The sequence below is a fragment of the Curtobacterium sp. 22159 genome (assembly GCF_052045775.1).
Taxonomy (GTDB): domain Bacteria; phylum Actinomycetota; class Actinomycetes; order Actinomycetales; family Microbacteriaceae; genus Curtobacterium.
Genome location: NZ_JBQEPN010000009.1, coordinates 91,087 through 115,034, shown reverse-complemented (window position 1 = coordinate 115,034; position 23,948 = coordinate 91,087). Strand labels below are relative to the sequence as shown.

27 protein-coding genes are annotated in these 23,948 nt (G+C 71.9%); 10 read left to right on the top strand and 17 right to left on the bottom strand.

The genetic code is table 11. The annotated features are described in order from the left end of the window. Positions 1-68 precede the first annotated feature (68 nt). Positions 69-869 carry a sugar phosphate isomerase/epimerase family protein gene (locus tag ACTJKO_RS11970; RefSeq protein ID WP_440688937.1) on the top strand — a complete coding sequence of 267 codons (801 nt, stop codon included), beginning with the start codon at positions 69-71 and terminating at the stop codon, positions 867-869. Beyond that, complete coding sequence (locus tag ACTJKO_RS11965) at positions 866-1,969, top strand: Gfo/Idh/MocA family protein (RefSeq protein WP_440688935.1); 1,104 nt, start codon at positions 866-868, stop codon at positions 1,967-1,969. The genes ACTJKO_RS11970 and ACTJKO_RS11965 overlap by 4 nt, the downstream gene beginning before the upstream one ends. Positions 1,970-2,064: 95 nt before the next feature. Here ACTJKO_RS11965 and ACTJKO_RS11960 read toward each other — a convergent pair whose 3' ends face one another. The 5 genes from ACTJKO_RS11960 to ACTJKO_RS11940 form a co-directional block, all read right to left on the bottom strand. Next, positions 2,065-2,985, bottom strand: coding sequence for an NAD(P)-dependent oxidoreductase (locus ACTJKO_RS11960; protein WP_440688933.1), 921 nt, complete (start codon positions 2,983-2,985; stop codon positions 2,065-2,067). Positions 2,986-3,020: 35 nt separating this feature from the next. Further along, positions 3,021-3,632 carry a TetR/AcrR family transcriptional regulator gene (locus ACTJKO_RS11955; protein ID WP_440688931.1) on the bottom strand — a complete coding sequence of 204 codons (612 nt, stop codon included), beginning with the start codon at positions 3,630-3,632 and terminating at the stop codon, positions 3,021-3,023. 68 nt (positions 3,633-3,700) lie between these two features. Then, positions 3,701-4,258 carry a MarR family winged helix-turn-helix transcriptional regulator gene (locus tag ACTJKO_RS11950; protein ID WP_440688929.1) on the bottom strand — a complete coding sequence of 186 codons (558 nt, stop codon included), beginning with the start codon at positions 4,256-4,258 and terminating at the stop codon, positions 3,701-3,703. A gap of 50 nt (positions 4,259-4,308) precedes the next feature. Continuing rightward, positions 4,309-4,491 (bottom strand): hypothetical protein, encoded by a 183-nt coding sequence (locus ACTJKO_RS11945; RefSeq protein ID WP_440688927.1) that lies wholly within the window; start codon positions 4,489-4,491, stop codon positions 4,309-4,311. A gap of 165 nt (positions 4,492-4,656) precedes the next feature. Further along, on the bottom strand, positions 4,657-4,971 hold the full coding sequence (locus ACTJKO_RS11940) for an ArsR/SmtB family transcription factor (RefSeq protein WP_440688925.1): 315 nt from the start codon (positions 4,969-4,971) through the stop codon (positions 4,657-4,659). A gap of 55 nt (positions 4,972-5,026) precedes the next feature. On the opposite strand from ACTJKO_RS11940, the gene ACTJKO_RS11935 reads away from it, so the two are divergent. Then, positions 5,027-6,235, top strand: coding sequence for an MFS transporter (locus ACTJKO_RS11935; protein WP_440688923.1), 1,209 nt, complete (start codon positions 5,027-5,029; stop codon positions 6,233-6,235). Between the two features lie 53 nt (positions 6,236-6,288). On the opposite strand, the gene ACTJKO_RS11930 is transcribed toward ACTJKO_RS11935, so the two are convergent. Further along, positions 6,289-7,026, bottom strand: coding sequence for an NYN domain-containing protein (locus ACTJKO_RS11930; protein WP_440688921.1), 738 nt, complete (start codon positions 7,024-7,026; stop codon positions 6,289-6,291). Between the two features lie 219 nt (positions 7,027-7,245). Here ACTJKO_RS11930 and ACTJKO_RS11925 point away from each other — a divergent pair, with 219 nt between their 5' ends. Both ACTJKO_RS11925 and ACTJKO_RS11920 read left to right on the top strand, forming a co-directional pair. Then, positions 7,246-7,686 carry an Hsp20/alpha crystallin family protein gene (locus tag ACTJKO_RS11925; protein ID WP_440689063.1) on the top strand — a complete coding sequence of 147 codons (441 nt, stop codon included), beginning with the start codon at positions 7,246-7,248 and terminating at the stop codon, positions 7,684-7,686. 10 nt (positions 7,687-7,696) lie between these two features. Then, positions 7,697-8,017, top strand: a complete 321-nt coding sequence (locus tag ACTJKO_RS11920; RefSeq protein WP_440688919.1) for a hypothetical protein — start codon at positions 7,697-7,699, stop codon at positions 8,015-8,017. Positions 8,018-8,098: 81 nt separating this feature from the next. Here ACTJKO_RS11920 and ACTJKO_RS11915 read toward each other — a convergent pair whose 3' ends face one another. Beyond that, positions 8,099-8,980, bottom strand: a complete 882-nt coding sequence (locus ACTJKO_RS11915) for a manganese catalase family protein (RefSeq protein ID WP_440688917.1) — start codon at positions 8,978-8,980, stop codon at positions 8,099-8,101. A gap of 31 nt (positions 8,981-9,011) precedes the next feature. After that, complete coding sequence (locus ACTJKO_RS11910; protein ID WP_440688915.1) at positions 9,012-9,845, bottom strand: SDR family oxidoreductase; 834 nt, start codon at positions 9,843-9,845, stop codon at positions 9,012-9,014. Positions 9,846-9,986: 141 nt separating this feature from the next. Between ACTJKO_RS11910 and ACTJKO_RS11905 the strand changes: the two genes are divergently transcribed. The 4 genes from ACTJKO_RS11905 to ACTJKO_RS11890 all read left to right on the top strand — a co-directional run bounded on the left by ACTJKO_RS11905 (position 9,987) and on the right by ACTJKO_RS11890 (position 13,615). Continuing rightward, positions 9,987-10,673, top strand: a complete 687-nt coding sequence (locus ACTJKO_RS11905) for an SDR family NAD(P)-dependent oxidoreductase (protein ID WP_440688913.1) — start codon at positions 9,987-9,989, stop codon at positions 10,671-10,673. Positions 10,674-10,837: 164 nt separating this feature from the next. Beyond that, complete coding sequence (locus ACTJKO_RS11900; RefSeq protein ID WP_440688911.1) at positions 10,838-11,461, top strand: M15 family metallopeptidase; 624 nt, start codon at positions 10,838-10,840, stop codon at positions 11,459-11,461. Positions 11,462-11,675: 214 nt separating this feature from the next. Next, positions 11,676-12,944 carry a sensor histidine kinase gene (locus ACTJKO_RS11895; RefSeq protein ID WP_440688909.1) on the top strand — a complete coding sequence of 423 codons (1,269 nt, stop codon included), beginning with the start codon at positions 11,676-11,678 and terminating at the stop codon, positions 12,942-12,944. Then, on the top strand, positions 12,941-13,615 hold the full coding sequence (locus ACTJKO_RS11890) for a response regulator (RefSeq protein ID WP_440688907.1): 675 nt from the start codon (positions 12,941-12,943) through the stop codon (positions 13,613-13,615). The genes ACTJKO_RS11895 and ACTJKO_RS11890 overlap by 4 nt, the downstream gene beginning before the upstream one ends. Here the strand turns inward: ACTJKO_RS11890 and ACTJKO_RS11885 are convergent. From ACTJKO_RS11885 to ACTJKO_RS11845, 9 genes are all read right to left on the bottom strand, one after another. Further along, on the bottom strand, positions 13,612-14,370 hold the full coding sequence (locus ACTJKO_RS11885) for a triose-phosphate isomerase family protein (protein WP_440688905.1): 759 nt from the start codon (positions 14,368-14,370) through the stop codon (positions 13,612-13,614). The genes ACTJKO_RS11890 and ACTJKO_RS11885 overlap by 4 nt on opposite strands. Then, positions 14,367-14,846 carry a ribose-5-phosphate isomerase gene (locus ACTJKO_RS11880; protein ID WP_440688903.1) on the bottom strand — a complete coding sequence of 160 codons (480 nt, stop codon included), beginning with the start codon at positions 14,844-14,846 and terminating at the stop codon, positions 14,367-14,369. Before ACTJKO_RS11880 ends, ACTJKO_RS11885 begins: the two co-directional genes overlap by 4 nt. Next, a complete protein-coding gene (locus tag ACTJKO_RS11875) occupies positions 14,843-16,570 on the bottom strand; it encodes a dihydroxyacetone kinase family protein (RefSeq protein ID WP_440688901.1) in 1,728 nt (575 codons plus the stop codon). The genes ACTJKO_RS11880 and ACTJKO_RS11875 overlap by 4 nt, the downstream gene beginning before the upstream one ends. Then, positions 16,567-17,946 (bottom strand): MFS transporter, encoded by a 1,380-nt coding sequence (locus ACTJKO_RS11870; protein ID WP_440688899.1) that lies wholly within the window; start codon positions 17,944-17,946, stop codon positions 16,567-16,569. Before ACTJKO_RS11870 ends, ACTJKO_RS11875 begins: the two co-directional genes overlap by 4 nt. 125 nt (positions 17,947-18,071) lie before the next feature. Further along, entirely contained in the window at positions 18,072-18,833 is a 762-nt protein-coding gene (locus tag ACTJKO_RS11865) for an SDR family NAD(P)-dependent oxidoreductase (protein ID WP_440688897.1), read from the bottom strand. Between the two features lie 17 nt (positions 18,834-18,850). After that, positions 18,851-19,804: a 3-hydroxyacyl-CoA dehydrogenase family protein gene (locus tag ACTJKO_RS11860; protein WP_440688895.1), complete on the bottom strand. Its 954-nt coding sequence runs from the start codon at positions 19,802-19,804 to the stop codon at positions 18,851-18,853. Further along, on the bottom strand, positions 19,801-20,799 hold the full coding sequence (locus ACTJKO_RS11855) for a sugar phosphate isomerase/epimerase family protein (protein ID WP_440688893.1): 999 nt from the start codon (positions 20,797-20,799) through the stop codon (positions 19,801-19,803). Before ACTJKO_RS11855 ends, ACTJKO_RS11860 begins: the two co-directional genes overlap by 4 nt. 89 nt (positions 20,800-20,888) lie before the next feature. Beyond that, a complete protein-coding gene (locus tag ACTJKO_RS11850; RefSeq protein ID WP_440688891.1) occupies positions 20,889-21,605 on the bottom strand; it encodes a GntR family transcriptional regulator in 717 nt (238 codons plus the stop codon). Positions 21,606-21,639: 34 nt separating this feature from the next. Next, the gene (locus tag ACTJKO_RS11845; protein ID WP_440688889.1) at positions 21,640-22,647 is read right to left on the bottom strand and encodes a matrixin family metalloprotease; all 1,008 of its coding nucleotides are present in this window, start codon (positions 22,645-22,647) and stop codon (positions 21,640-21,642) included. Positions 22,648-22,790: 143 nt separating this feature from the next. Between ACTJKO_RS11845 and ACTJKO_RS11840 the strand changes: the two genes are divergently transcribed. Further along, a complete protein-coding gene (locus ACTJKO_RS11840; protein WP_440688887.1) occupies positions 22,791-23,906 on the top strand; it encodes an NAD(P)/FAD-dependent oxidoreductase in 1,116 nt (371 codons plus the stop codon). The last annotated feature ends 42 nt before the right edge of the window (positions 23,907-23,948 follow it).

Sequence of the window (23,948 nt, the reverse complement as noted above, 5' to 3'; positions counted from 1 at the left end):
GACCTCGCCGCGGAGCCTCCCTCCTCGACGGGCCGCGACACCCAGACAGGACCGAAGGAGCCTCTGCAATGCCCACCACCTCTGTGCAGCTCTACTCGCTGCGCGACGCCATCGCCGAAGACCTCGACAAGGCCATCGCCCGGGTGCGCGAGATCGGCTACGAGAACGTCGAGCCGTACGCGTTCGTCGAGCGCGCCGCAGACCTCGAGAAGGCCTTCGCCGACACCGGCCTGGCCGCACCGTCCGGGCACGTCGCCGTGATCGACGCCGAGGACACCGCCCCGATCTGGGACGCCGCGGAGCGCCTCGGCATCACCACCGTCATCGACCCGTTCATCCCGACGGACCGCTGGCAGACCGCCGACGACGTGGCGAAGATCGCCGAGCGGGTGAACGTCCTCACCGCCGAGGCCGCCGCTCGTGGCCTGCGGTTCGGCTACCACAACCACCAGTGGGAGTTCACGAACAAGGTCGACGGGAAGACCGTCTACGAGCTCTTCGTCTCGCAGCTCTCGCCGGAGACCGTCCTCGAGGTCGACACCTTCTGGGCGACCGTCGGCGGCGCCGATGCCCCCGCCGTGCTGCGCAGCCTCGGCGACCGCGTCGTCGCGATCCACGTCAAGGACGGCAAGGTCGACGGTGACATCCGCACCGCGCTGCCCTCGTCCGAGAGCGCGCTCATCGTGCCCGAGGCGCTCCAGCGTGCGTTCGAGAACCAGACCCCGGCCGGCCAGGGCGACGTGGACGTCCCCGCGATCCTCGCCGCCGCACCGCAGGCCATCCGCGTCGTCGAGTTCGACGCGTACAAGGGTGACGTCTTCGAGGGCATCGCCGAGTCGCTCGCGTGGCTCCGGGACAACGACAAGTGACCCGTGTCGGGATCGGCATCATCGGTGCCGGCAACATCTCCACGCAGTACCTCGAGAACCTGACGAAGTTCGCCGATGTCGAGGTCCGCTTCGTCGCCGACGTGCTGCTCGACCGCGCCGCTGCCCAGGCGGCGGAGTACGGCGTCGGCGCATCGGGCACGGTCGAGGAGCTCCTCGCCCGTGACGACGTCTCGATCGTGATCAACCTGACGATCCCCGCCGCGCACGCCGAGGTCGACCAGCAGATCATCGACGCCGGGAAGCACGTCTGGAGCGAGAAGCCGATCGCGACCGACCACGATTCGGCAGCCGCGGTCCTGGCGTCCGCGAAGGCCAAGGGGCTCCGCGTCGCGACCGCGCCGGACACCGTGCTCGGTGCGGGCATCCAGACCGCGCTCCGCGCCATCGCCCGCGGTGACATCGGCGAGCCGCTCACCGCCACGACGCTGTTCCACGTCCCCGGACCCGAGGCGTGGCACCCGAACCCGGACTTCCTGTTCGCCACCGGCGCCGGCCCCCTGTTCGACATGGGCCCGTACTACGTGACGACGCTCGTGCACGCCTTCGGCACCGCCTCGCGCGTGCAGGCCGTGTCGTCGAAGTCCCTCGACCGCCGCACCATCGCCTCCGGCCCCCGGGCCGGCGAGACGTTCCCGGTCGAGGTGCCCACGCACCACGCGGCCCTGATCGAGTTCGCCGGCGGCCAGTCGGCGCAGTCGACGTTCTCGTTCCAGCACGCCCTGCCGCGCATGGGCTTCGTCGAGATCAACGGCACGCTCGGCACGATCTCGCTGCCGGACCCGAACACGTTCGAGGGCGCCTCCCGGCTCTGGCGGTACGGCCAGGAGGAGCCCGAGACGCTCGAGGCGGTCGGCTCCACCTGGGGCCGGGGCACGGGCGTCGTCGAGCTCGCCCGGGCCATCGCCGAGGACCGGCCGGAACGCGCCTCGGGTGCGGTCGCGCTGCACGTCCTCGACGTGCTCCTGGGGATCCGCGACGCGGCGGAGTCGGGGTCCGCGGTGGACATCACGTCGACGGTGGACGCGATCCCGCCGCTGCCGGAGGACTTCGATCCGTCGGCCGCGGTGCTCACGGCGTAGTCCCTCACTTCGTGGGAGGGCCGGTCCCGTCGGGGCCGGCCCTTCCACGTGCACGAGCCAGGAGGCGCGGCTCACCTCCGCCACGACGGCCCGGGTCAGCAGCCGCGGAGCGACCGCTCGTTCTGCTCTTCGAGGAGCCGGACACCGAGCAGTTCACCGAGCGCCGGCCCGAAGTGCGCGAGGGCGTCCTCGTGCTGTCGGAGGGACGTGTCGAGCACCGGCGTGCGGAGGTCACCCGCAGCAGCCCGGAGGTTCCGGAGCTCCGTGACGACACCGTCGATGCCGAAGGTCTCGAGGTCGTCGCCGCCGAGGTACCGGCCGAAGTGGTCGTCGGAGAAAGCACTCGCCCCGGCCGTCCCGGACAGGAGTTCCTGCATCCGCCCGGGTTCGATCCCCGCAGCCTGTGCGACGAGGAGCGCTTCGCCGGTGGCGACGGCGGAGGCGAACCAGAGCGCGTTCACGAGCAGCTTCACCGTCTGCGTCGCGGGCGCGTCCTCGCCGACGACACGGATCCCACCCGGGCGGGCGAGCGTCTCGAGCACGGGACGCGCAGCGACGAGCGCCTCCGGCGGGCCACCGGCGAAGAACTGCAGCCGGCCGTGCAGGGCGTCGTCGGGCGATCCCCCGATCGGCGCCGAGAGCAGCAGCACCCCCTGCGCGGCGGCACGCTCCGCGAGGGCCCGTGTCGTGTCGGGGGCTCCCGAGGTCAGGTCGACCCAGACCGTTCCGGGCCCGGCAGCGGCGAGCACCTCCCCCGTCAGTGCGTCGCGCACGACGTCGCCGTCGGGCAGGACGGTGAGCACGACGTCGGCCCACCGCACCAGCTCGACGAGGTCGCCACACCACCGGCCTCCCGCCCGGGTGACCTCCGAGTCGCGCCCGGGGTCCAGGTCGTGCGCCGCGACCGTCCACCCGGTACCGAGGAGTCGGCGCAGGACCGCGGAGCCCATGCGGCCGACACCGACGATCCCGATCCGCGGACGGACCATGCCGTCCGGTGCTGGCTCCGTGCTCATGCCTGGAGTGTGGCAGACCGCTGACGGTGGCGGGGTCAGCGGCCGGGAGGGACGATCTGCTCGAGCAGGCGGAGCACCCGCTCGCCGTCGACGGCGTCCGGGTCGAGCAGCCACTGCACCTGCAAGCCGTCGGACGCGGCGATGCTGAGGCTCGCGAGGTCGGCGGGGTCGAGGTCCGCCCGGATCCGTCCGGCGGCCTGGTCCGCCTCGATCAGCGTCGCGAGGTCCGCTCGGAGTCGGGTGAACCGCTCGCGCATGAACTCCCGCGTGGCCGGGTGCCCCTCCTGCACCGCGTCGGCCGCGAGCGTCGTGTAGAGCTGCACGAGCCCTGGGACCGCCCGGTTCCGGGAGGCGCTCTCCCGCATGTCCCCGATGGCCGACTTCATGCGGTCCGGAGCGCTCTGTTCCCGCACCTCGTGCTCGCGGTAGACGGCGAGCAGCAGTTCGTCACGACTCGGGAAGTAGTGCCTGAGCGCGGCGTGGGTGATGCCGAGCGCCTCCGCGACCGATCGGAGCGAGGACGCGTCCACCCCCTGGTCGGCGACCATCCGGATCATCTCGTCCAGGATCTGCGCCCGACGCTCGGCACCCTTCCGGTACCCACCGCGTCGCGGTGCGGCCGCTTCGTCGTCGGCAGGCTGCGTCATCCCCCCAACTTACCGCTGGAAGGTTTTTTCCGGGAGGCGCGGCTCGACCCCGCCACCCGGCCGTCGGATCAGGAGTCGTACGGCTCCGCGATCCCGTCCGGATCGACCGTGTACTCGTCGACCGGCACGGGCGCACCGTCCGCGAGCGCCTCGGTGATCTGCGACAGACAACGTGCGAGGACGTCGTTCTCCTCGGTGGAGAGGTGGTCCATCACCTCGACCACGGCCTCGTGGAAGCGGGCGTACGACGCGTCGATCTTCTCCGCTGCCTGCACCGTGGGCTCGAGCACCTGGGCCCGGCGGTCGGTCGGGTGCGGGGCGCGGACGAAGTCGCCCTTGTCCACGAGTCCGTCGACGATCTTCGTCACGGACGCGTTGGACACGTTGAGCATCACGGCGAGGTCCTTCGGCCCCATCGGACGTCCGTCACGGTGCGCCTGGAGCATGTACCGGACGGCGAGGAACTCGTTCTTGGTGAGGCCGCTCTCGGACCGGGCCTGCTCGAGCTGCTGTTCCTCGGCGTGCTGCAGCCGGAGGAGCGCGTCGACGGCGCTCTTCGCGGCACGCGACCGGGGCTCCCGGGCGTAGAGGTGCATGTGCTCACGGCGGACGACGGTCAGCGGCATCTGGTCAGGTGTTCTCTCTGCCTGGAGGTCGGGGTCGGGTGGGCCGGACCCTACGCTGCGGGTGCGGTGAAGAAGTCCGCGTAGGACGGCTCGGCGCGGCTCGACAGCAGCGACGGGTCCTGGATGCGGCGCTCGACGTACGCGTCGATCACGGCGGGGTCGGTCAGGCCGACGCGGGTGTGCGTCCCGCCGAGGCGTGCTTGTCGCGGCATCCCGGTGTACGTGCTGTGCATTTCGATACCGCCTTCCTGCTTCCTTGCTGTCCCCTGCGGACGATCAGAAGACTTTCACGAACTGAACGATCAGCGCAACGAACTATTCGTGTTCTGTACGGTTCGCGCATCGAACAGTTCGAGCACGTGAACTACTTCCGTGTAATTCACCCCGGCGCCGGCGGCTCAGTGACCGGCGCCTCCACCGGTGACCGCCGCGACCAGCCCTGGGAACCGGGCGTCGAGTTCGTCGCGCCGGAGCTGGATGGCGTGCGAACGGCCATCGACGATCGTCCGGGTCAGTCCGGCCTCGCGGAGGATCCGGAAGTGGTGCGACATCGTCGCCTTCGTGACGTCTACGTCCCACAGCTCGACGGCCTTCGGTCGAGGCTTCCCGTCGGCGAGGATCTGCACGATGCGGAGCCGCGTCGGGTCGGCGAGCGCGCGCATCACGTCGACGAGCTGCACCTCGTCCATCGACGGCACGGGGTAGTCGGGCACACGTCCTCCGAAAAACAGTTCGACAATCATCGAACGGAGGACGTACGCTGACCGTATGACATCCGTCGAACCATCGTACGACTCCGGCTCGGCCACCGTCCGGCTGAGCGTGCTCGCGGCCGGACTCTTCGTCGTGGGCACCAACGCCTTCGTCATCGCCGGCGTCCTGCCCGACATCGCCCGCTCGCTCGGGGCGCCCCAGTCCCAGGTCAGCCTGTCCATCACCCTCTACGCCGTCATCGTCGCCCTCGGGTCCCCCGCGGTCTCGATCCTGCTCGCCCGCGTCGACCGCGCACACCTGATGGCGGCCGGCCTCGTGCTGATCGGGGTCGGCACCGGCGTCGCGGCCGCCGCGTCCGGCGTCGGCGTGTTCGACGTCGGTCGAGCGCTGGCAGCCGTCGGCGGCGCCGCACTCGTCCCGACGGCCACCGCCGCGGCGCCGACCATGGTGCCGGCGGAGCGACGCGGCCGCGCGATCGGCACGGTCGCGCTCGGGTTCACGTTCGCCACGGCCGTCGGTTCACCGGCAGGCACGGCCCTCGCCGGCGTCGGCGGATGGCGGCTCCCGCTGGCCGTCCTGGCGGTGGGCGCCTTCGCGGTGGCCGCGGCGATCCTCGTGCTCGTGCGCAACGTCCCGAGCGGTACCGCGGTCGGGATGACCGAGCGGCTCGGCGTCCTCCGGCGTCCCGGCGTCGGCGCGGCCCTCGTCGGATCGGTGCTCCTGACGACCGCGTTCAACCTCGTGTACCTGTTCAGCGCTGCGGTCACGTCGCGGGCGGTCGGCTCCGACACGGGCATGCTCGCCGTCCTGCTCCTCGTCTACGGAGCGGGCGGCGTCGTGGGGAACCTCGTCGCCGGCCGCCTGGTGGACCGGCTCGGGACCACGCGCGTGCTCGTGGGGACGCTGACGGCGCAGGCGGTCGTGCTCGCCGTGCTCTCCGCCACGGACGGCACCCCGATCGGTGCCGCCCTGACGTACTTCGCCGTCGGCGTCGTGGCGTTCGCGGCGGTCGTGCCGCTGCAGCACCTCCTCGTGGAGCTCCGCCCCGAGGCAGCCGGGATCTCGTTGTCCTGGTACTCCACGGCCATGTACGTCGGGATCGCCCTCGCGCCGCTGATCGGTTCCGCCGCCTTGTCGTCCGGTCCGTCGGGTGGCCCGGTGGTCGTCCCGGTCGCCGGCGCGGTCCTGACGGTCGGGTCCGTACTCGCGGTCCTCGTCGGCGTCCGCACCGCTGCGACCCCTCGCATACGGCGGTCGAACTGATCGCCGGAAGAAGAAAACTCGGCCCCAGAGGGGCCGAGCGGTATGAGTACACGCTACCAGCCGCGGGGTCTCCGGATGTGGTCGATCTGCTCTGGTAGCTGCGCTGCACGGAGGTCCGTCGCGTTGAGCCGGTACCACCAGTGACCTCCGACCCCGTCGCCGGGATCGCCGCTCAGCTTCCCCGCCGGGTACCCCGGCGTCGGATTCACGAGTCCGAGCGGCACGTGCCCCCGAGCGAACCGGATCGGGAACTCGAGGTCGCTGTCGTTGCTCATGACGATCGCTGCGTCAACACGTCCCGTCAGGACGTCGATGAGCAGGTGCGAAGCGACGTTCACGTCTGACCCCTTCTCCTCGCGACGTGCCACCGAAGCCATGAAGGTCGCCCCGGGCACGTCGACGCCCTCGTCGTCACGGACCTGGAGCGGCCAGCTCGCGCGCGCGAGTTGCGGGCGTCCCCGCCGGTCCGGTGTCGCCAAGGGTGCGGTCGCGACGCGAGACACGTACTGGCCCATGGCGGCCTCGTCGACGGCCCCGTGCCGGTGCAGTGCGCGGAGGTAGGTGTCCTGGTCTCGCTGTCCGCCCACGTTGTCCGCACCGTTCACCCGCGCCGTGCAGTACACCACGCGTTCGACTTCGGGGTCGTCGACCCAGCAGGCACCCGGCCCGGCGAGTACGCGCTCGGACAGTGCGCGGAGGTCCAACCATCGCCAGCCTGGAGTGGACCGCCCGCAGATGCTGCGTGCTCCGTAGTAGAGATTGAACCCGTCGATGTAGACCCCGACCCGCATGGCCAGACCGTAGCGGCGCCAGAGCGCGGGCCGTCCCTTTGATGCGTCGCTGTCAGAACCGACTCCGTCCCCACCCACTGGGGAGGACTGACCGCCGTCGCCCGAGCCCGGTTCCGAGCGGATTCCGAGCGATCTTTTGGCACTCCTGAGGGTCGAGTGCTAAAACGAAGACAGTTGAGTCGAGGGGACTCAATGACAGACACGAAGGAGTTGATTCCGATGACGATGAACTTCGACCCGTTCCGCGAGCTGGACCGTCTCGCCGGCTCCCTGCTCGGCTCCGCCGGACCCCGTTCGATGCCGATGGACCTGTACCGCACCGGCGACCACTACGTCCTCGACGTCGACCTGCCGGGCATCGACCCGGGCTCGGTCGACATCGACGTGGACGGCTCGGTCCTGACCATCCGGGCGGAGCGCACCCTCGGCGCCCCCGAGGGCTCGCAGTGGATCACGCGTGAGCGGCAGCCCGGCACGTTCGTCCGGCAGCTCACGCTCGGCGACGGGCTCGACGCCGAGCGCATCACGGCCGGCTACGACAACGGCGTGCTCAGCATCACCATCCCGGTCAAGGAGTCCGCGAAGCCGCGGAAGATCGCGGTCTCGGTGAACGGCGGCCAGGAGCAGCTGGCGGTCGGCGCGGGCAACGGCGGGGACTAGGAGCTCGCCGTTGTTCGAGATCCTCAACGCCCTCGCAGCGGTCATCGCCGTGACGGTCGCGCTCACCCTGACGAGCCTCGACCGGCAGATCGCGATGCTCCTCGGGCTCACCGGCGGGTTGACGGGGACGTTCCTCGCGTGGGTCACCGTGCCCGGCGCGTGGGAGCACTCGCTCGCCCTGCCGTGGGTGTCGAGCGTCGTCGGCACCATCGCGGTGGTCGCAGGGTGGAGCGCGGTGCGGGCGTACTCCGGGTTGTTCCACGTGGACCACCAGGAGCCGGACCGTGACCCGTCGGACGACGATCGCGAACTCGTCGGGTCCGGGCGCTGACGCCCAGCGGTACCCACACCGGAGACACACACGACGGCGGGCGGCCGGACCGAGGTCCGACCGCCCGCCGTCGTCGTGCGGTCACTCCTTGTTGAGCTTGTCCTGCACCACGCCCGCGGTCTTCTCGACGATGTTCGGCAGCTCGGTGGTGCCGTAGAAGCGCGAGTCCGGGTGGGTGGGCGGCGGCATCGGCACCGAGGTGGTGGGGCCGTCGTGGTACGAGTACTCGCCCTTGCCGTCGAACGAGGGGCCGCTCGCCCAGGGGCCGTTGCCGGCCTCCGCGCCGTCGGAGAAGTTGAGGTACTGGTACGCGACCTCGTTCGCCTGCTTCGACTCCGGGAACTTGTTCGGCACCGGGAAGTCCTCGATCCCCGCCTCGCGGAGTTCGGCAGCCGCCGACGCCCACATGTTCTGGTGCATGGTGTCACGGGCGATGAGGAAGCCGAGCAGGTCCCGCACGCCGTGGTCGTCCGTCATGTGGTAGAGCCGCGCAGCCTGGACACGTCCCTGCATCTCGGCGTTCTCGTTCGCCGTGAAGTCGGCGAGCAGGTTGCCGCTGGCGGTGATGTACGAGCCCTGCCAGGGGTTCCCGTTGCTGTCGACGGGTCGCGCTCCGGCGCCGGCGACGATGGCGTGCTGCACGTCCGTTCCGCCGACGATGGCCGCGACCGTGGGGTCGTCCTGCACCGCGTCCTCGGTGATGCCGAGCGGCGACTTCTCGAGCAGCTGCGCGATCATCGTCGCGAGCATCTCGACGTGCCCCATCTCCTCGGCGCCGATGCCGAAGACGAGGTCGCGGTACTTGCCGGGCATGTGCATGTTCCACGCCTGGAACTGGTACTGCAAGGCGACGGAGATCTCACCGTACTGACCGCCGAGCACCTCCTGCAGCTTCCGCGCGTAGACGGCGTCGGGCTTGTCGGGCGTGGACTTGAACTGGAGCTCTTGCTTGTGGAAGTACAAATCGTTCTCCTGTTTCGGTTCGGTCGTTCGGTCAGAGGATCGGGGTGCCGCCGGTCACGGCGACGCGCGCCCCGGAGACGTAGCTGCCGTCGTCGCTGGCGAGCAGGACGTAGACGGGAGCGAGTTCCGCCGGCTGCCCGGGGCGTCCGAGCGGCGACTGCTTGCCGAACTGCTCGACCTCCTCCGGCGGCATGGTGGACGGGATGAGGGGTGTCCAGATCGGCCCGGGCGCGACGCTGTTCACCCGGATGCCCCGCGAGCCCAGCAGCTGTGCGAGCGCTGCGGAGAGGTTCGCGACGCCCGCCTTCGTGACGTCGTACGGCGCCAGGTCGGGCTTCGGGTTGTCGGAGTTCACCGAGCTCGACCCGATGATCGACGACCCCGGGCCGAGGTGCGGCAGCGCGGCCTTCACGAGGTGGAAGTAGGCGCTGAGGTTCGTCGCGAGGGTGTGGTCCCACTCCTCGTCGCTGATCTCCTCGAGCGTCTCGTGCGTCATCTGGTAGGCCGCGTTGTTCACGAGGACGTCCAGTCCGCCGAGTTCGTCGACGGCGGTCTGGATCACGTTCCGGCAGTAGGCCGGGTCACTGACGTCGCCGGGGAGCAGGACCGCCTTCCGGCCGGCCTCCTCGATCCAGCGCTTCGTGTCCTGCGCGTCGTCCTCCTCCTCTGGGAGGTAGCTGATGAGGACGTCCGCCCCTTCCCGGGCGAAGGCGATGGCGACGGCCTTGCCGATGCCGCTGTCCCCGCCGGTGATCACCGCCCGTCGGCCGGTCAGCTTGCCGGCCCCCCGGTAGGACTCCTCCCCGTGGTCGGCCTGCGGTGTGAGCTGCTGGTCGCTCCCCGGTGGCTGCTGCTGCTCGCTCATGTCACTCCCCTGGTCGTGGCTTGGTCGTGCGTGCACCGGAGATGGTCGGCCGCTGCGACTGGGTGCCCGTCCGGACTGGACGGATCACGCGCCGCCGGTGGCCGGATCACGCAGTCCGGGCGGACGGCATAGCGTGGCGTCATGGACCTCGAACTCACTGGCCGTGTCGCGCTCGTCGTCGGTGGACGGGGGTACATCGGCGCCGCAGTCGCGGACCGACTCCGGGCGGAGGGGGCGACCGTCGTCGTCGCCTCCCGCAGCGCGGCCGGATCGGAGGACGGGGTCGCGATCGACACCGCCGACCAGGCATCGGTGGACGCCGGCATCGCCCGCGTCATGGAACGCCACGGGCGAATCGACGCGCTGGTCGTGACCGCCGCCCCGAGTGCCGGCACCCTGGACCCGGCGAAGAAGTCGGACCCGGAACAGGTGCTCACCGCCGTCGACGGCAAGGCCCTGGGGTTCCTCCGCGTGGCGAACGCCGTGCTCCCGGTGCAGCGTGCGGCCGGGTTCGGCCGGGTCGTGGTGGTGAGCGGCCAGAACGCGTACCTGTCCGGGAACATCACGGCGTCCTTGCGCAACACGGCGGTGAGCGTCATCGCGAAGAACCTGGCGGACGAGTCCGCGGGCACCGGCGTCACCGTGAACGTCGTCAACCCCGGCCTGGTGACCGACACCCCGAAGGCGGAGGTGCAGCGCGGCGGCCCCGGCGACTCCAGCCCGGAGCAGATCGCGGACCTCATCGCGTTCCTCGTGTCACCGCGTTCCGTGGTCTCCGGGGAGTCCATCTCGATCGCCCACCGCGTGCTCGGGTCGATCACGATCTGAGGCGCCACCCCGGAGCGGACGGGAGGCGCGGTGCGGGCAGGCANCACCGCGCCTCCCGTCCGCCCCGCGGCACGTCGCGACGGTGAGCAGGTCGGCACCCCCGACCGAGACGCTTCGGTCCAGCGCGCGATGTGCGGGACCGTCGGCGTCCGCACGCTGGGAGCATGCACCAGTCACGCCTCCACGTCCTCGCCACGCTCGTCGTGGCGGCCACCACGCTGACCGTCGCCGGCTGCGCAGCCGCCGCGATCCCCGGCGACGCCCCTGCCGGTGACGGCACGACGATCTCGACCGGCGCACCCGACGACGCGTCCTCCGGCGGGACCGCCGACGTCGGCGGGACGGCGGTCAGCGGCGCGGACGGCTACGTCAGCGACAGCACCGCCATCGACCAGTTGCGCGGCAGGCCGGCGGTCTCGCGGCTGGACCCCGACCTCCGCCGTGCCGTGGAGCGGGCGACCGAGGCCGCTGCCGCGGACGACGTGGAGGTGCGCATCACGTCCGGCTGGCGCAGCACGCGGTACCAGCGGGCACTCCTCGAGGAGGGCATCCGTGACCACGGCTCGCGGGCCGAGGCACTCCGGTGGGTCAGCACGCCGGAGCGGTCCTCGCACGTCACCGGGCGCGCGGTGGACGTCGGGGAGTGGGACGCGATGGCGTGGATGCAGGAGCACGGCCGCGCGTACGGGCTGTGCCAGGTCTACGCGAACGAGGCGTGGCACTACGAGCTCCGCACGACCCCGGGTGGGACGTGCCCGGAGCTGCTCCGGGACAGCTCCGAGGGGTGAGCGCTTTCACCCGACGGGACGAGGCCCCTCGTCCCCTGGTCCGATGTGCCGGCGCCCGCGTTCGGCGAACCTGGTGTCATGGAGTCCTCGAGGAAGCACACGATCACCACGCTGGTGCTCTGCGCCGCGATCGTCGCGGTCACCGCGGCCGCGCTCGTCGCGATGTCACCCGTCCCGTGAGCCGTGTCCCGCGGCCCCGTGCGATGATCGTGCCGTGACGGAACGGCGCACGTTCATCCGGCCGCTCGCCACCGCTTCGATCGTCGTCGACGTGGCCTGGGCGGTCTTCGCGGCGTTCGTGTTCCTGCTCCCGATCGACCTCGAACTCGAGCACGCGAGCTTCTTCGCCGTCCTCGCGGCCGCCGGTGCGATCGCGCTGCGACGGGTGTCCCCGTCGGCGGCGATGCTCATGGCGATCGTGCTCGGCATCGTCCAGGTGGGCGGCGGCGAGCGCCCCTCCCTCGTGGACCTCGCGATCTTCGTGGTGATCGGGACCGCGGCCGTCGTCGGCACCCGGACCGAGGTCATCCTCTCCGGGTTGCTGGCGTTCGTGGCCGGGATCGGGACGACCGTGTACCTGGCGCTCACGGGCTTCCGGTTCCTCGTGCTCATCAACGGCCCTCGTGACCAGGCCTTCCTGGCGATGGCGGCTCCGGTGACGGCGCTCCTCGGGGTCTGGGCGGGCGGCGTGGCCCTCCGTGCGTTCCGGTCCCGTGACCGCGAGTCGGAACGCCGCGCGGACGCCGAGGCCGCGGCCTCCCGTGCCGAGGCCGTCGCCACCGAGGCGGAGGCGACCGCGACCCGCGCCATCGACGAGGCGGAGTCGGAACGCATCCGAGCGGACATCGCGCGGGACGTGCACGACATCGTCGGCCACTCCCTCGCGGTGATCATCGCGCAGGCCGACTCCGTGCCGTTCCTCGCCGACGAGGCGCGGATCCGCGAGGTCAGTGCGACGATCGCCAGCACCGCCCGGAGCTCACTCGTCGAGGTCCGACAGGTGCTCGGGCAGATCGACGGGTCGACCGACTCGACGGACCCGGGCTCGCTCGACGAGATCGTGCAGGGCATCCGCGAGGCAGGCGTCGACGTCGACCACGCGGTGCGCGGGACGCCGGTGACGCTCGGCCCCGCGAGCGGGACCGCGGCCCGACGCGTCCTGCAGGAGATGCTCACGAACGCGCTCCGTCACGGCGCGCCGGGGATGCCGGTCGTGGTGCGGGAGACCTGGCGGTCAGCGGACCTCGTGCTCGAGGTCGAGAACGTCGTCCCCGCGCCCGCGACCACCGGGGTCGTCGGTACCGGCCCCGTGACACTCGGCACCGGCCCGGTCCCGAGCACCCGCGGGTCCGGCCGTGGGCTCGCCGGGATGCAGTCCCGGCTCGACACGCTCGGCGGGTCGTTCGACGCCGCCGTCCTGGACGACGTGTTCGCAGCACGCGCCCGTATCCCGTTCGACGTCCATGGGGGGACCATCCGATGACCGATCCGATCCGCATCCTGCTCACCGACGACCAGGCCCTGTTCCGCGCCGGCCTCCGGGTCGTGCTCGACGCACAGGACGACATGGTGGTCGTCGGCGAGGCGTCCGACGGCGCGGAGGCGCTCGCGCTCATCCCGGCATTGCGGCCGGACGTCGTGCTCCTCGACATGCGGATGGCCGGCATGGACGGGGTCGAGACCGTCCGGCGGCTGTTCTCCGGCGCGGTCGAGGGGCCGCTCCCGCGCGTGGTGGTCCTCACCACCTTCGGGCTCGACCCGGCAGCGGCGACGGCCATCCGCCTCGGTGCGAGCGGGTTCCTGCTCAAGGACACGACGCCGCCGTTCCTGTTCGCGGCGGTGCGGGCCGTGCACGAGGGCAGCTCGGTGATCGCGCCGAACGACCTGTCGCAGCTGTTCGGTGCCGACGTCGAGCGCGCCCCGGCGCCCCAGCCGCCGGAGTTCCAGTCGCTGACGGACCGGGAGCGCATCGTGTTCGGTTGGGCGTCGCGTGGGCTCTCGAACGCGGAGATCGCGGCGAAGGAGTTCGTCACCGAGTCCACGGTGAAGACGCAGATCTCGAGCATCCTCGGCAAGCTCGCGCTCCGCGATCGGGTCCAGCTCGTGGTGTACGCCCACGACCACGGCCTGGCGGGTGCCCGCGACGAGACCTAGGCCAGCGCGGCGACCTCGTCGAGGACGGCCGCGACCGCGGCGGGGTCGTGCGCGAACCGTCCGAGGAACAGGCCGCCGATCCGACCACGCCCCCGGGTGAGGAGGCCGGGTCCCGCGCTCCCGCCGTAGATCGCGACGCTGCCGGCGAGCTCGGGTCGGGACGCCAGGAACCGCTCGATGCCGTCCAGCACGGCGAGGACGTGCCCGTCGGGCGCGGGGGCGGGAGCCCCGATCGCCCACACCGGTTCGTAGGCCACGACGAGCGGACCAGCGGTGCCGGCCGCCGTGGCCGCGGACAGGGCTCGTCCGAGCTGGGCCGTCACCTCCGCGACGGCGTCCGTCCAGGAGGCGCGGGTCGGCTCCCCGACGCAGAGCAGCGGACGCAGCCCGTTGCGGTACGCCGCGAGCACCTTCCGCGCGATGACGTCGTCCGTCTCGTGGAACAGGGAGCGCCGTTCGGCGTGGCCGATCTCGACGAGGTCGACGCCGATCTCACGGAGCTCGGCACCCGACACCTCGCCGGTGTACGCGCCCTCGTCCGCCCACGCGAGGTCCTGCGCGCCGAGCAGCACGGGGGCGTCACCGATCACCTCCCGCACCGGGACGAGTGCCGGGAACGTCGGGACGACGAAGAGCTGCGCGGCGCCGGACCGCACGGCGGGGTGCCGCTCGGCGATGTGCACGACCTCCCGGGACCACGCGCGCGTCCGGGCGTGCGAGAAGTACATCTTGAGCGACACCCCGACGAGCGTCACGGCGCGTCGATCCCCTCGGCCGACGAGCCGTCGTACGAGCAGATCGCGGCGACCTTCTCGGCGCTGGCCGACGACGGGTCGAACTCGTAGCCGAGCCACTCCTTCGCGAGACGGCGGGCGAGCTCGAGCCCCACGACCCGCTGCCCCATGCAGAGCACCTGCGCGTCGTTCGACAGCACCGACCGCTCGACGCTGTAACTGTCGTGGGCGGTCACCGCGCGGATGCCTGGGACCTTGTTCGCGCTGATCGCCACCCCGAGGCCCGTGCCGCAGATGAGGATCGCGCGGTCGGCCTCGCCGTTCGCGACCATCCGGGCCGCGTCGACGGCGATGTGCGGGTAGGCGGTGTGCCCCTCGGCGTCGACCCCGACGTCGTGGACGGAGGCGACGCGGTCGTCGTCGGACAGGTCGCGCTTGATCGCCTCCTTGTACTCGAAGCCGGCATCGTCCGAACCGACCACCAGACGCAGCGTCATCGTGCTGCTCCTTCCTCGATGACCGAGGTCACCGTCTCGACGATCAACGCGAAGGACACCGCACCCGGGTCCCTCGTCCCCACCGCCTGTTCGGCGTGGGTCTTGGCGCGGCCCTTCCGGGGCACGAGGTCCGCCGTGGCGTCAGCGGCCTCGCGGGCGGCGGACGCGGCCGAGCGCCAGGCGTCCGCGGTGGACGCACCGTCGCGCACGGCGGACCCGAAGGCCTCGTCGAAGGGCACGAGGGCGTCCACCATCGTCTTGTCGCCGGGCGCCGCCCCGAACGCGAGCACCGCCGAGGTCGCGGCGTGCACCGCCTCCGCGACCTGCGCCGACGACGGGCGTGACGCGTCGCCGACGACGCGGCCCAGCGCCTCCAGGGCCGCTCCCCAGATAGCGCCGGACGTCCCGCCGGCCTTGTCGGACCACGCGTCCGCGGCGACCGCGAGCAGGCCACCGGCCCCGACGTCGCGACCGAGCGCCTCCCGGGCCGCATCGTCCGCCGCGTGCACACCGCGCTGCATGCCGATGCCGTGGTCACCGTCACCGGCGATCGCGTCCATCTCGCCGAGCTCGTCGACGTGCTCGTCGACCACACGGCGGGCGGCGGCGAGCGCCGCGGCGATCCGCGAGGCGACCTCGTGCGACTCCGCCGTCCCGGTGCCGACCTCGATCCCGTGCGCCGCCTCCAGCTCGGACTCCGGCAGTCGCTCGGTGGCGATGGCGCCGCCCTTGCGGAAGGCCGGGGTGTCGGCGGGGGCGGCCCACAGGCGCTCGAGCTCCTCGTCGAGCCAGAGCAGGGTGAGCGACACCCCGGCCATGTCGAAGCTCGTGACGAGTTCGCCGACCTCGGGTTCGACGACGACGACGCCGGCCTCGTCGAGCAGCCGCGCGACCGAGCGGTAGACGACGAACAGCTCTTCGTACTTCACGCTGCCGAGCCCGTTGAGGATCGGCACGACGCGCGCGCCGGCCGTCGCCACGCCGGTCGGTACCTCGTCCAGCAGGCGCGAGACCAGCAGGGACGCGAGACCGTCCGCCGTCGGCACGTCGGCCTCGTCGATGCCGCGTTCGCCGTGGATGCCCATGCCGATCGCCATCCGTCGCTCGGGGACCTCGAACAGGGGTTCCGACGCCCCGGGCAGGGAGCATCCGGAGAACGCGACCCCGAAGGAGCGCGTGCGGTCGTTCGCGCGGGACGCGACGGCGGTGACCTCGTCGAGCGTGCGGCCCTCCTCGGCGGCGGCCCCGGCGATCTTGAACACGCAGAGGTCACCGGCGATGCCACGACGCTCGGCCGCACGGTCGGCGGGTGCGCTCACGACGTCGTCCGTGACGACGACGGTCCGCACCGGGATGCCGTCCTCCTCCAGCGCTCGCGCCGCCGCGTCGAAGTTGAGCACGTCGCCGGCGTAGTTGCCGTACGAGAAGAGCACCCCGCCGCCGTGCTCGGCGGCCCGGGCGACCCCGGCGACCTGCTGGGCGGACGGGCTGGCGAACAGGTTGCCCATCGCCGCACCGGCGGCGAGACCCGGACCGACCAGACCGCCGAACGCCGGGTAGTGACCGGAACCACCGCCGATCACGACCGCGACGGTCCCGTCGGGGCTCGTCGTCGCGCGGGCCACGCCACCGTGCACCCGCCGCACCCAGCGCTGGTTCGCGAGGACGAAGCCGTCCGCCGCCTCGTCCGCGAAGTCCGCGGGGTCGTTGAAGAGCCTGGTCATCGTGTCGTCTCCTTCGTCGCCACGTGCGAGGTGTCGAGCAGATCATCCGCCTTCGCGCCTCGGAAGTACTTCGTGCAGAAGATCATCAGGCCGGCCACGAACGCCAGCACCCCGAGCGAGACGATGCCGAACGCGCCGCTCTCCGTCGGGACGACCTCGTTGATCGCGGTGCGCATGATCGGTGCGACGAACCCGCCGAGGTTGCCGAGCGAGTTGATCAGGCCGATGCCCGCGGCCGCTGCGGCCCCGGTGAGGAACGCCGTCGGGTACGCCCACGTGATCGGTCCGACCGCGAGGAAGCTCGCGACCGCGAGGGTGATGAAGAGGATGCCGAGCACCGGTTGCCCGTTCGCCCCGGCCCACGCCGACCCGAGGATCGACAGGCCCGTGGTGATGTAGAACCAGGTGCCCCAGCGACGGCGGCGGGTGACCGTGTCGGCGCGCGACCCGACGAGGTAGCAGGCGACGAGACCGACGAGCCACGGGATCGCGGCGACGAGTCCGACCTGCCAGCCGACGTCCTGCCCGAGGAGGGCCGACACCTGCTGCGGCAGGTAGAACGTCGTGCCGTACACGGCGACCTGGAGGCAGAAGTAGATGATCGTGAAGTACCAGACGCGGCCGCTGGCCATCGCCTTCCAGATGCCCGTCGGGCCGTCCTCGCTGCGTGCGGTGTCCTCGCGGGCCATCGCGGCGGTGAGCGAGTCCTTCTCCCCCGGTTCGAGCCACCGGGCCTGCTGGGGGCTGTTCGTCAGGAACACGAGCGCCGCGATGCCGGCCAGGACCGCGAGGATGCCCTCGCCCGCGAACATCACCTGCCAGCCGTGGAACGGGGTGGCCTGGTCGCCGAAGCTGATGAGGCCGCCGGAGAGCGGGGCGCCGATCATCTGCGAGAACGGCTGCGCGAGGTAGAAGATCGCGAACATCCGCACGCGGACCTTGTTCGGGAACCACTCCGAGAGGTACATGATCACGCCCGGGAACAGGCCCGCCTCGGTGACGCCCAGGACGAAGCGCAGGATGATGAACATCGTGTCGTTCGTCGTGGACGAGAACAGTGCGGCGACGATGCCCCACGTGATCGCGATGCGGGCGAGCCAGAAGCGCGCACCGAAACGCTTCAGCAGCAGGTTCGACGGGATCTCGAAGATCGCGTAGCCGATGAAGAAGATCCCGGCGCCCAGCGCGAAGGCCGCGTCGGAGATGTTCCGGTCGACGCTCAGCGCTTCCTCGGCGAACCCGACGTTCGTGCGGTCCAGGAACGCGACGAAGTAGAGGATGACGAGCATCGGCATGAGGTGCGTCGTCGCCTTGCGGATCGCCGATCGCAGGGCTGGGTCGTGGGTGGACCCCAGGGCGGGGACGGATGAGGACACGGTCGCTCCTTCGCGATCATGGTGAGGGTTCAGGGGTGGCCGGGGCCGGCCTTCCGGACTGGAGGCGCGGCTCGGCTCTCGCGGTCGGCGCGCGGCGGGCGGGCGGTGCCGGCTGCGCGGACCGGCTAGTGCATGTAGAGGCCGCCGTCGACGTTCAGCGTCTGCCCGGTGACGAACCCGGCGTCCTCGCTGATGAGGTAGGCGATCGCGGCGGCGATGTCGCGGGGCGTGCCGATGCGGGGCAGCACCCCGTCGGCCGCCATCGCGGCCTTCCGCTCCTCGGAGAGCGTCCCGCCCATGATGTCGGTGTCGATCGGACCGGGGGCGATCGCGTTGACCGTGACGCCCTGGTGGCCGAGCTCGCGGGCGAGACCACGGGTGAGTCCGATCACGCCGGCCTTGGCGACCGAGTACGGCGTCTTGCTGAAGGTGCCGCCCCCGCGCTGGGCCGAGACGGACGACAGGTTCACGATGCGCCCGTACCCGTGCCGCACCATGGACTGCGCCGCACGCAGGCTCGCGAAGTGCACGCCGTCGAGGTTGATGCTCAGCACCCGGTGCCACTCGCCGACGGGGAGGTCGAGGTACGCGTGTGCCGACGAGACCCCCGCCAGGTTCACGAGCGCGGCGATGTCCGGCAGTCCCGCCTCGATGGTGTCGAAGGCCGCGCGGACGGCCGACTCGTCCGCGACGTCCGCTCCGGCACCGACGGCACGGACGCCGTGCTGCTCGCGGATCTCCGCGGCGACGGTCTCGCTCGCGGCCTGGTCGAGGTCGATGATGCCGACGTTCCACCCCTGTTCGGCGAGGTGGTGGGCGGTGGCGCGGCCGATGCCCCGCGGTGAGGCGGCCCCGGTGAGGACGACGGTCCGGTCCTGGTTGCTCATGGTCGTCTCCTGTCGCGTCAGTGGATCGGGGCCGGGCCGAGCTCGTCGAGGAGCTTCTGCATGGCGACGTACGCCCGGTTGCGGTAGGCGACGAGCTCCGGCGTGCGGTCGGCGGGGACGTCGAGGTAGCCGGCGCCGGACTTCGTGCCGAGCTCGCCGGCGTCGACGTGCTGCTGCAGCGACGGCGGTGTGGCGAAGCGCTCGGGCCAGCGGGTCTGCAGCGACTCGAAGCAGAACGCGTAGACGTCGAGCCCGGCCATGTCGGCGATGGCGAACGGGCCGAAGAACGGCAGACGGAAGCCGAAGGTGGTCCGGACGATCGTGTCGATGTCGTCGGGGCTGGCGATGCCCTCGTCGGCGATCTTCGTCGCCTCCTCGAACAGGGCGTACTGCAGGCGGTTGAGGACGAAGCCGGTGGAGTCCTTCACCCGGGCGGACTGCTTGCCGGTCGCCGCGACGACGGCTTCGCCGACCTCGATCGCGTGCTCGTCCGTCGTCGGGTGCGGGATGAGCTCGACGCCGGGGATGAAGGGGGCCGGGTTCGAGAAGTGCACGCCGAGGAACCGTTCCGGGCCGACCACGGCCTCGGCGAGGGACTCGATGAGGATCGTCGAGGTGTTCGAGCCGATCACGGCGTCCGGACGGGCGGACTCGCTGATCCGTCGGAGCGTCGCGTGCTTGATCTCGAGCTTCTCGGGGACGGCCTCCTCGATGAAGTCGGCGTGGGCGACCGCTTCCTCGATGGAGGCGGCGGCGCTGAGGTGGGCGTCCACACGCGAGACGGCGTCCGCGGGGAACAGACCGTCCGCGACGAACTGCTCCGTCTCGGTGATCAGCCGGGCTCGGTTCGAGGCCGCGACCTCGGCGGAGACGTCCGCGATCCGGACGGTGTGGCCGGCGAGGGCGAGGACCTGGGCGATCCCGCCGCCCATGTAGCCGGACCCGACGACGGCGATGTCGAGGGTGCTCATCGGTTGACTCCTTGCTTCGTCGTCCCGACCACCGACGTGGCGAGGACGGAACGGATGTACTGCTGGTTCGTGGCGCAGACGCCGAGGCTGTCCCCGCCGTACTGCTCGGTCATGACGATGCCGCGGAACCCGTCGGCGACCGCGTCGCGGAGGACCTGGCGGTAGTTGATGAGACCCGCCTCCATGGTGCTCGGCGCACTCGTCGCCCAGCTCCCGTCGCCGGCTTCGTCCCGCGTGTAGTTCTTCACGTGCAGGTAGTTGGTGTGCGGCAGCGTCTTGGCGAACAGTTCCTTCCAGTCCTCCACCGGACGGTGCAGGCGGACGAGGTTCGCGACGTCGGCGTTGAGACCGACGTTGTCCAGGCCGATCTCCTCGACGAGCCGGACGGCGCTGTCGGCGGTGCCGAGGTAGGTGTCCTCGTACAGCTCGAGCGCCATCGGCAGGCCGACGCTCGCGGCGTGCTGGCCGAGTTCGCGGAGCCGGGAGACGGCGGCGTTCCACACGTCCGGGTCGTCCGGGTCCTTCGGGCCCTGCGCGGTCCAGAACCAGAGCGCCTTCCGCTGGGCCTCGTTGAACGGCTGGTGGAGCCCGGTCGAGAAGACCTGCATGCCCCACTCGGCCGCAGCGTCGATCGTGCGGTGGGCGTAGGCGAGGTTGTCCTCCTCGTGCCCGGGCTGGATGACGCTCTTCCGCTGGAGGTGCACGGACGGGATCCCGACGCCGTGCGCCGCGGCGATCGCGAACAGCTCGTCCCGGCGGGACCGTTCGAGGTCGGCGGGCCGGATGTGGCTGTCGGCGAGCTCGGCGAGCGAGAAGCCGACGGCCTCGATCTGGGAGAACACGTCGTCCCAGACGCTCGGGTCGGCGTCGTGGAAGGCCACGCCGTCGCGGCCGACCTGCGGGAACCCGTGCAGGCAGGTGGCGATCGGCCACGTCTCGGCCGTCCAGGTGTCCGGGTTCCAGTCCTGGTCGACCCAGTCCTGCGGTGTGCTCACGGGATGCTCCTTCGCATGTCGGTTCGGCGTTGAACCTCTTTCCTATAGGAAATATACCCATGCGAGCGCGAATTGCAACCGCTCGAGCGTCAGGCCGTGTGTGTCGCGTCCGCCCGCGACCGCACCCGCACCGCTTCGAGGTGGTCGCGCATCGCACGGACCGAGCCCGCCGGCCCGTCGGCGAGGGCGTCGAGGATCGCCCGGTGCTCGGCCACCGCACGGGCCGTGTCGTCACCACCGCCCTCGACGATCTGCCGCATCCGGTGCACGCGGGTGGTGATGATCTCGGACATCTCCTCGAGGAACGGATTGCGCGTCGCGTCGAAGATGAGCTGGTGGAACTGCCAGTCGCTCCGGAAGAACCGGGCCATGAGCTCCTCGGAGGCGTGGTCGGCACCGGCCGCCGCGACCTCGGCCGCCACGGCCGCCTGCTCCTCGAGCGCCGCGGTCAGGCGGGAGCGCAGGGCGTCGACGTCCCCGCGGGCGGCGAGCTCGACGGCACCGCTCTCGACGATGAGCCGGGCGTCGAACAGCGCCTCGAGCTGGTCCCCGGCGAGGGGCGGGGCGACCCGGTACCCCTTGTTCGCCTCGCGCGTCACGAGCCCGGTTCGCTCGAGCTGGACGAGCGCCTCGCGGACCGGCGTCGGCGACACCCCGAGCGTCCGAGCGAGACCGTCGATGGACAACCGCATGCCGGGTTCGACGTCGTGCCCCATGAGCACCTCGAGCACCCGGTCGTAGACCCGGTCGCGCAGCCCGAGCTGCGTGATGCGCTCGGTCCCGAAGCCCGACATCGTGATCGACATGGACCGATCCTACGGAATCGACGATCCCGCCCGGTCAGTACAGCGCGTCGATGCCCATGAGGTCCCCGAGCCCCAGGGTGCGCTGCCCGGTCTCGCACGTGGTGGACGCCGGCTTCATGACGAGCCCGGTGTTCTGGGCGGTGTGTCCGAGCCCGAACGCGTGCCCCCACTCGTGGGTGGCGACCCCACGCAGGTCGAACCGGGCGCCCGAACAGGTCGAGGCGACCGACCACGTCACCGACGTCGAGTACCGCTGGTCGACCTCGACCGCGACGCCCGACCGTGACCACACGCAGGTGACCGCGAGCGTCCCGGACGGCAGCGCGCCCCACCCCGAGACGTTCGAGCCGCTCGAGGTGCCGCAGCCCCCCGTCGCCGTGACGCCCGGCGCCTGCTTGAGCGTGCCGCGGTACTGCGCCACGGCCGACGACGCCACGGTCCTGCCGCACGCGGAGATCGACCCGGTCCAGGTGTTCGCTCCGGCAGCGATCGCGGCCGCTCCTGACACCTTCTGGCCGTCCGGGTCGTAGCTCCACGCGACGGGTCCCGTCCACCGGAACCCGAGCTTCGTGTACGCCCGGCTGGAGCAGCTGGACGGAGCACTCGCGGCCGCCGTCGCCGACGCCCGGCCCGCCGTCGCGCCCGATCCGGCCGCATCGGAGCGGGTCCGACGCTGCAGTGCGGCCCGCTCGTGCTGGACGGCGGCGGGTGCTCCGGCCCAGTGGTCGTCCACGAGCACCGCGACGCCGGTCCGACCGGTGTTCGTGACGGAGACGTCGCCGGGGTCCGTCGCTCCCGACGCCGCTGCCGGCATCGCCGTCACGGTGGTCCCGACCGGCGGGACCGCGACGTGACGACCGTCGGGCAGGACCACGGTGCCCGTCCCGACGGCGCAACCGGACGCGAGTGCGGCGACGGTGATCCCGTCGCCGTGACAGGACGGTGCCGCCTCCGCCTGCTGGACGCCGACCGACGTGGTGACGACCGCGGTGAGCACGATCCCGAGTGCGACCGCCCCTGCGGTCGCGGACGACGTCCGCACGATGATTCCTCCGAGGTTCCCTGATCCGCGCGGCCCCTGCGCGGCGCCAGTCAGTGTGCGGAGCGGCGTCCGGAGGGGTCAACCCCCCGAACTGGCAGGTGCGCTCGTTGGCGATCCGTGCCGTCGACCGTCAGGATCGGTGCATGGGTCCACGCTCTGCGGTCGTCATCGGGTCCGGCATCGCCGGCGCCGCCACCTTCTTCGCACTGGCACGACGCGGCGTCGACGTCACGCTCGTCGACGACGGCGCTCCCGGTCAGGCGACCGCGGCGGGCGCCGGGATCCTGCAACCGTGGTCGTCCGCCGTGGACGGACCGTTCGCCGACCTGTACGTGCGGGGAGCGGCGTTCTTGCCCGAGCTCCTGGCGGACCTGGCGGCAGCGGGCGTCACCCGCACGGACCACCGGCGGAGCGGCGCGCTCGTGGTGAACGCCGATCCCGCGGCGGTCGACCAGGCGGAAGCGCGGGTCGAGCGACGTCGGGCGGCGGAGCCCGACGTCGTCGGTCGTGTCGAGCGTGTCAGCGGCGAACGCGCCCGCGAGCTGTTCCCGCCGCTCGCCGCCGGCCTCGAAGCGCTCTGGATCGAGGGTGGCGGTCGCGTCGACGGGCGGACGGTGCGGGACGCGCTGGTCGAGGCCGGGGTGCGCCGCGGGGGTCGGACCGAGACCGCGCACGCGACGCTCGTCGGTGACGGCCGCGTCCGGCTGACCGGCCCGGGCGGCGAGGACGTGCGGGACGCCGACGCCGTCGTGGTCGCGGGCGGCGCGTGGACCAACGACCTGCTCGGTGTGCTCGGGCTCCGGGTCCCGGTGGCACCGCAGCGCGGGCAGATCACCCACCTCGCGCTCCCCGGCGTGGACACCACCCACTGGCCCTCGGTGCACCCGCTCTCGCACCACTACCTCGTCGCGTTCGACGGGTCCCGCGTCGCCGTCGGGGCCACCCGCGAGACCGGGAGCGGGTTCGACGCCCGCGTCACCGCCGCGGGGCAGCTGCAGGTCCTCCGTGATGCGCTGTCCGTCGCCCCGGGCCTCGCCGACGCGACGGTGATCGAGACCCGCGTCGGGCTCCGCCCGCTCGCCGACGACTCGATGCCCGTCGTCGGCGCCGTGCCCGGGCACGACCGGCTGTTCGTCGCCACGGGCTACGGTGCGGCCGGCCTCACGATGGGTCCCCTCCTCGGGGATGCCCTCGCCCGCCTGGTGCTCGGTGCGCCGGCGGCCGAGCTCGACGCGCTCCGCCCGGTGGCCGGCGTCTGAGGGCCGTCGGGTGATGGCGCGGTCGGCCCCGTCCGACACCGC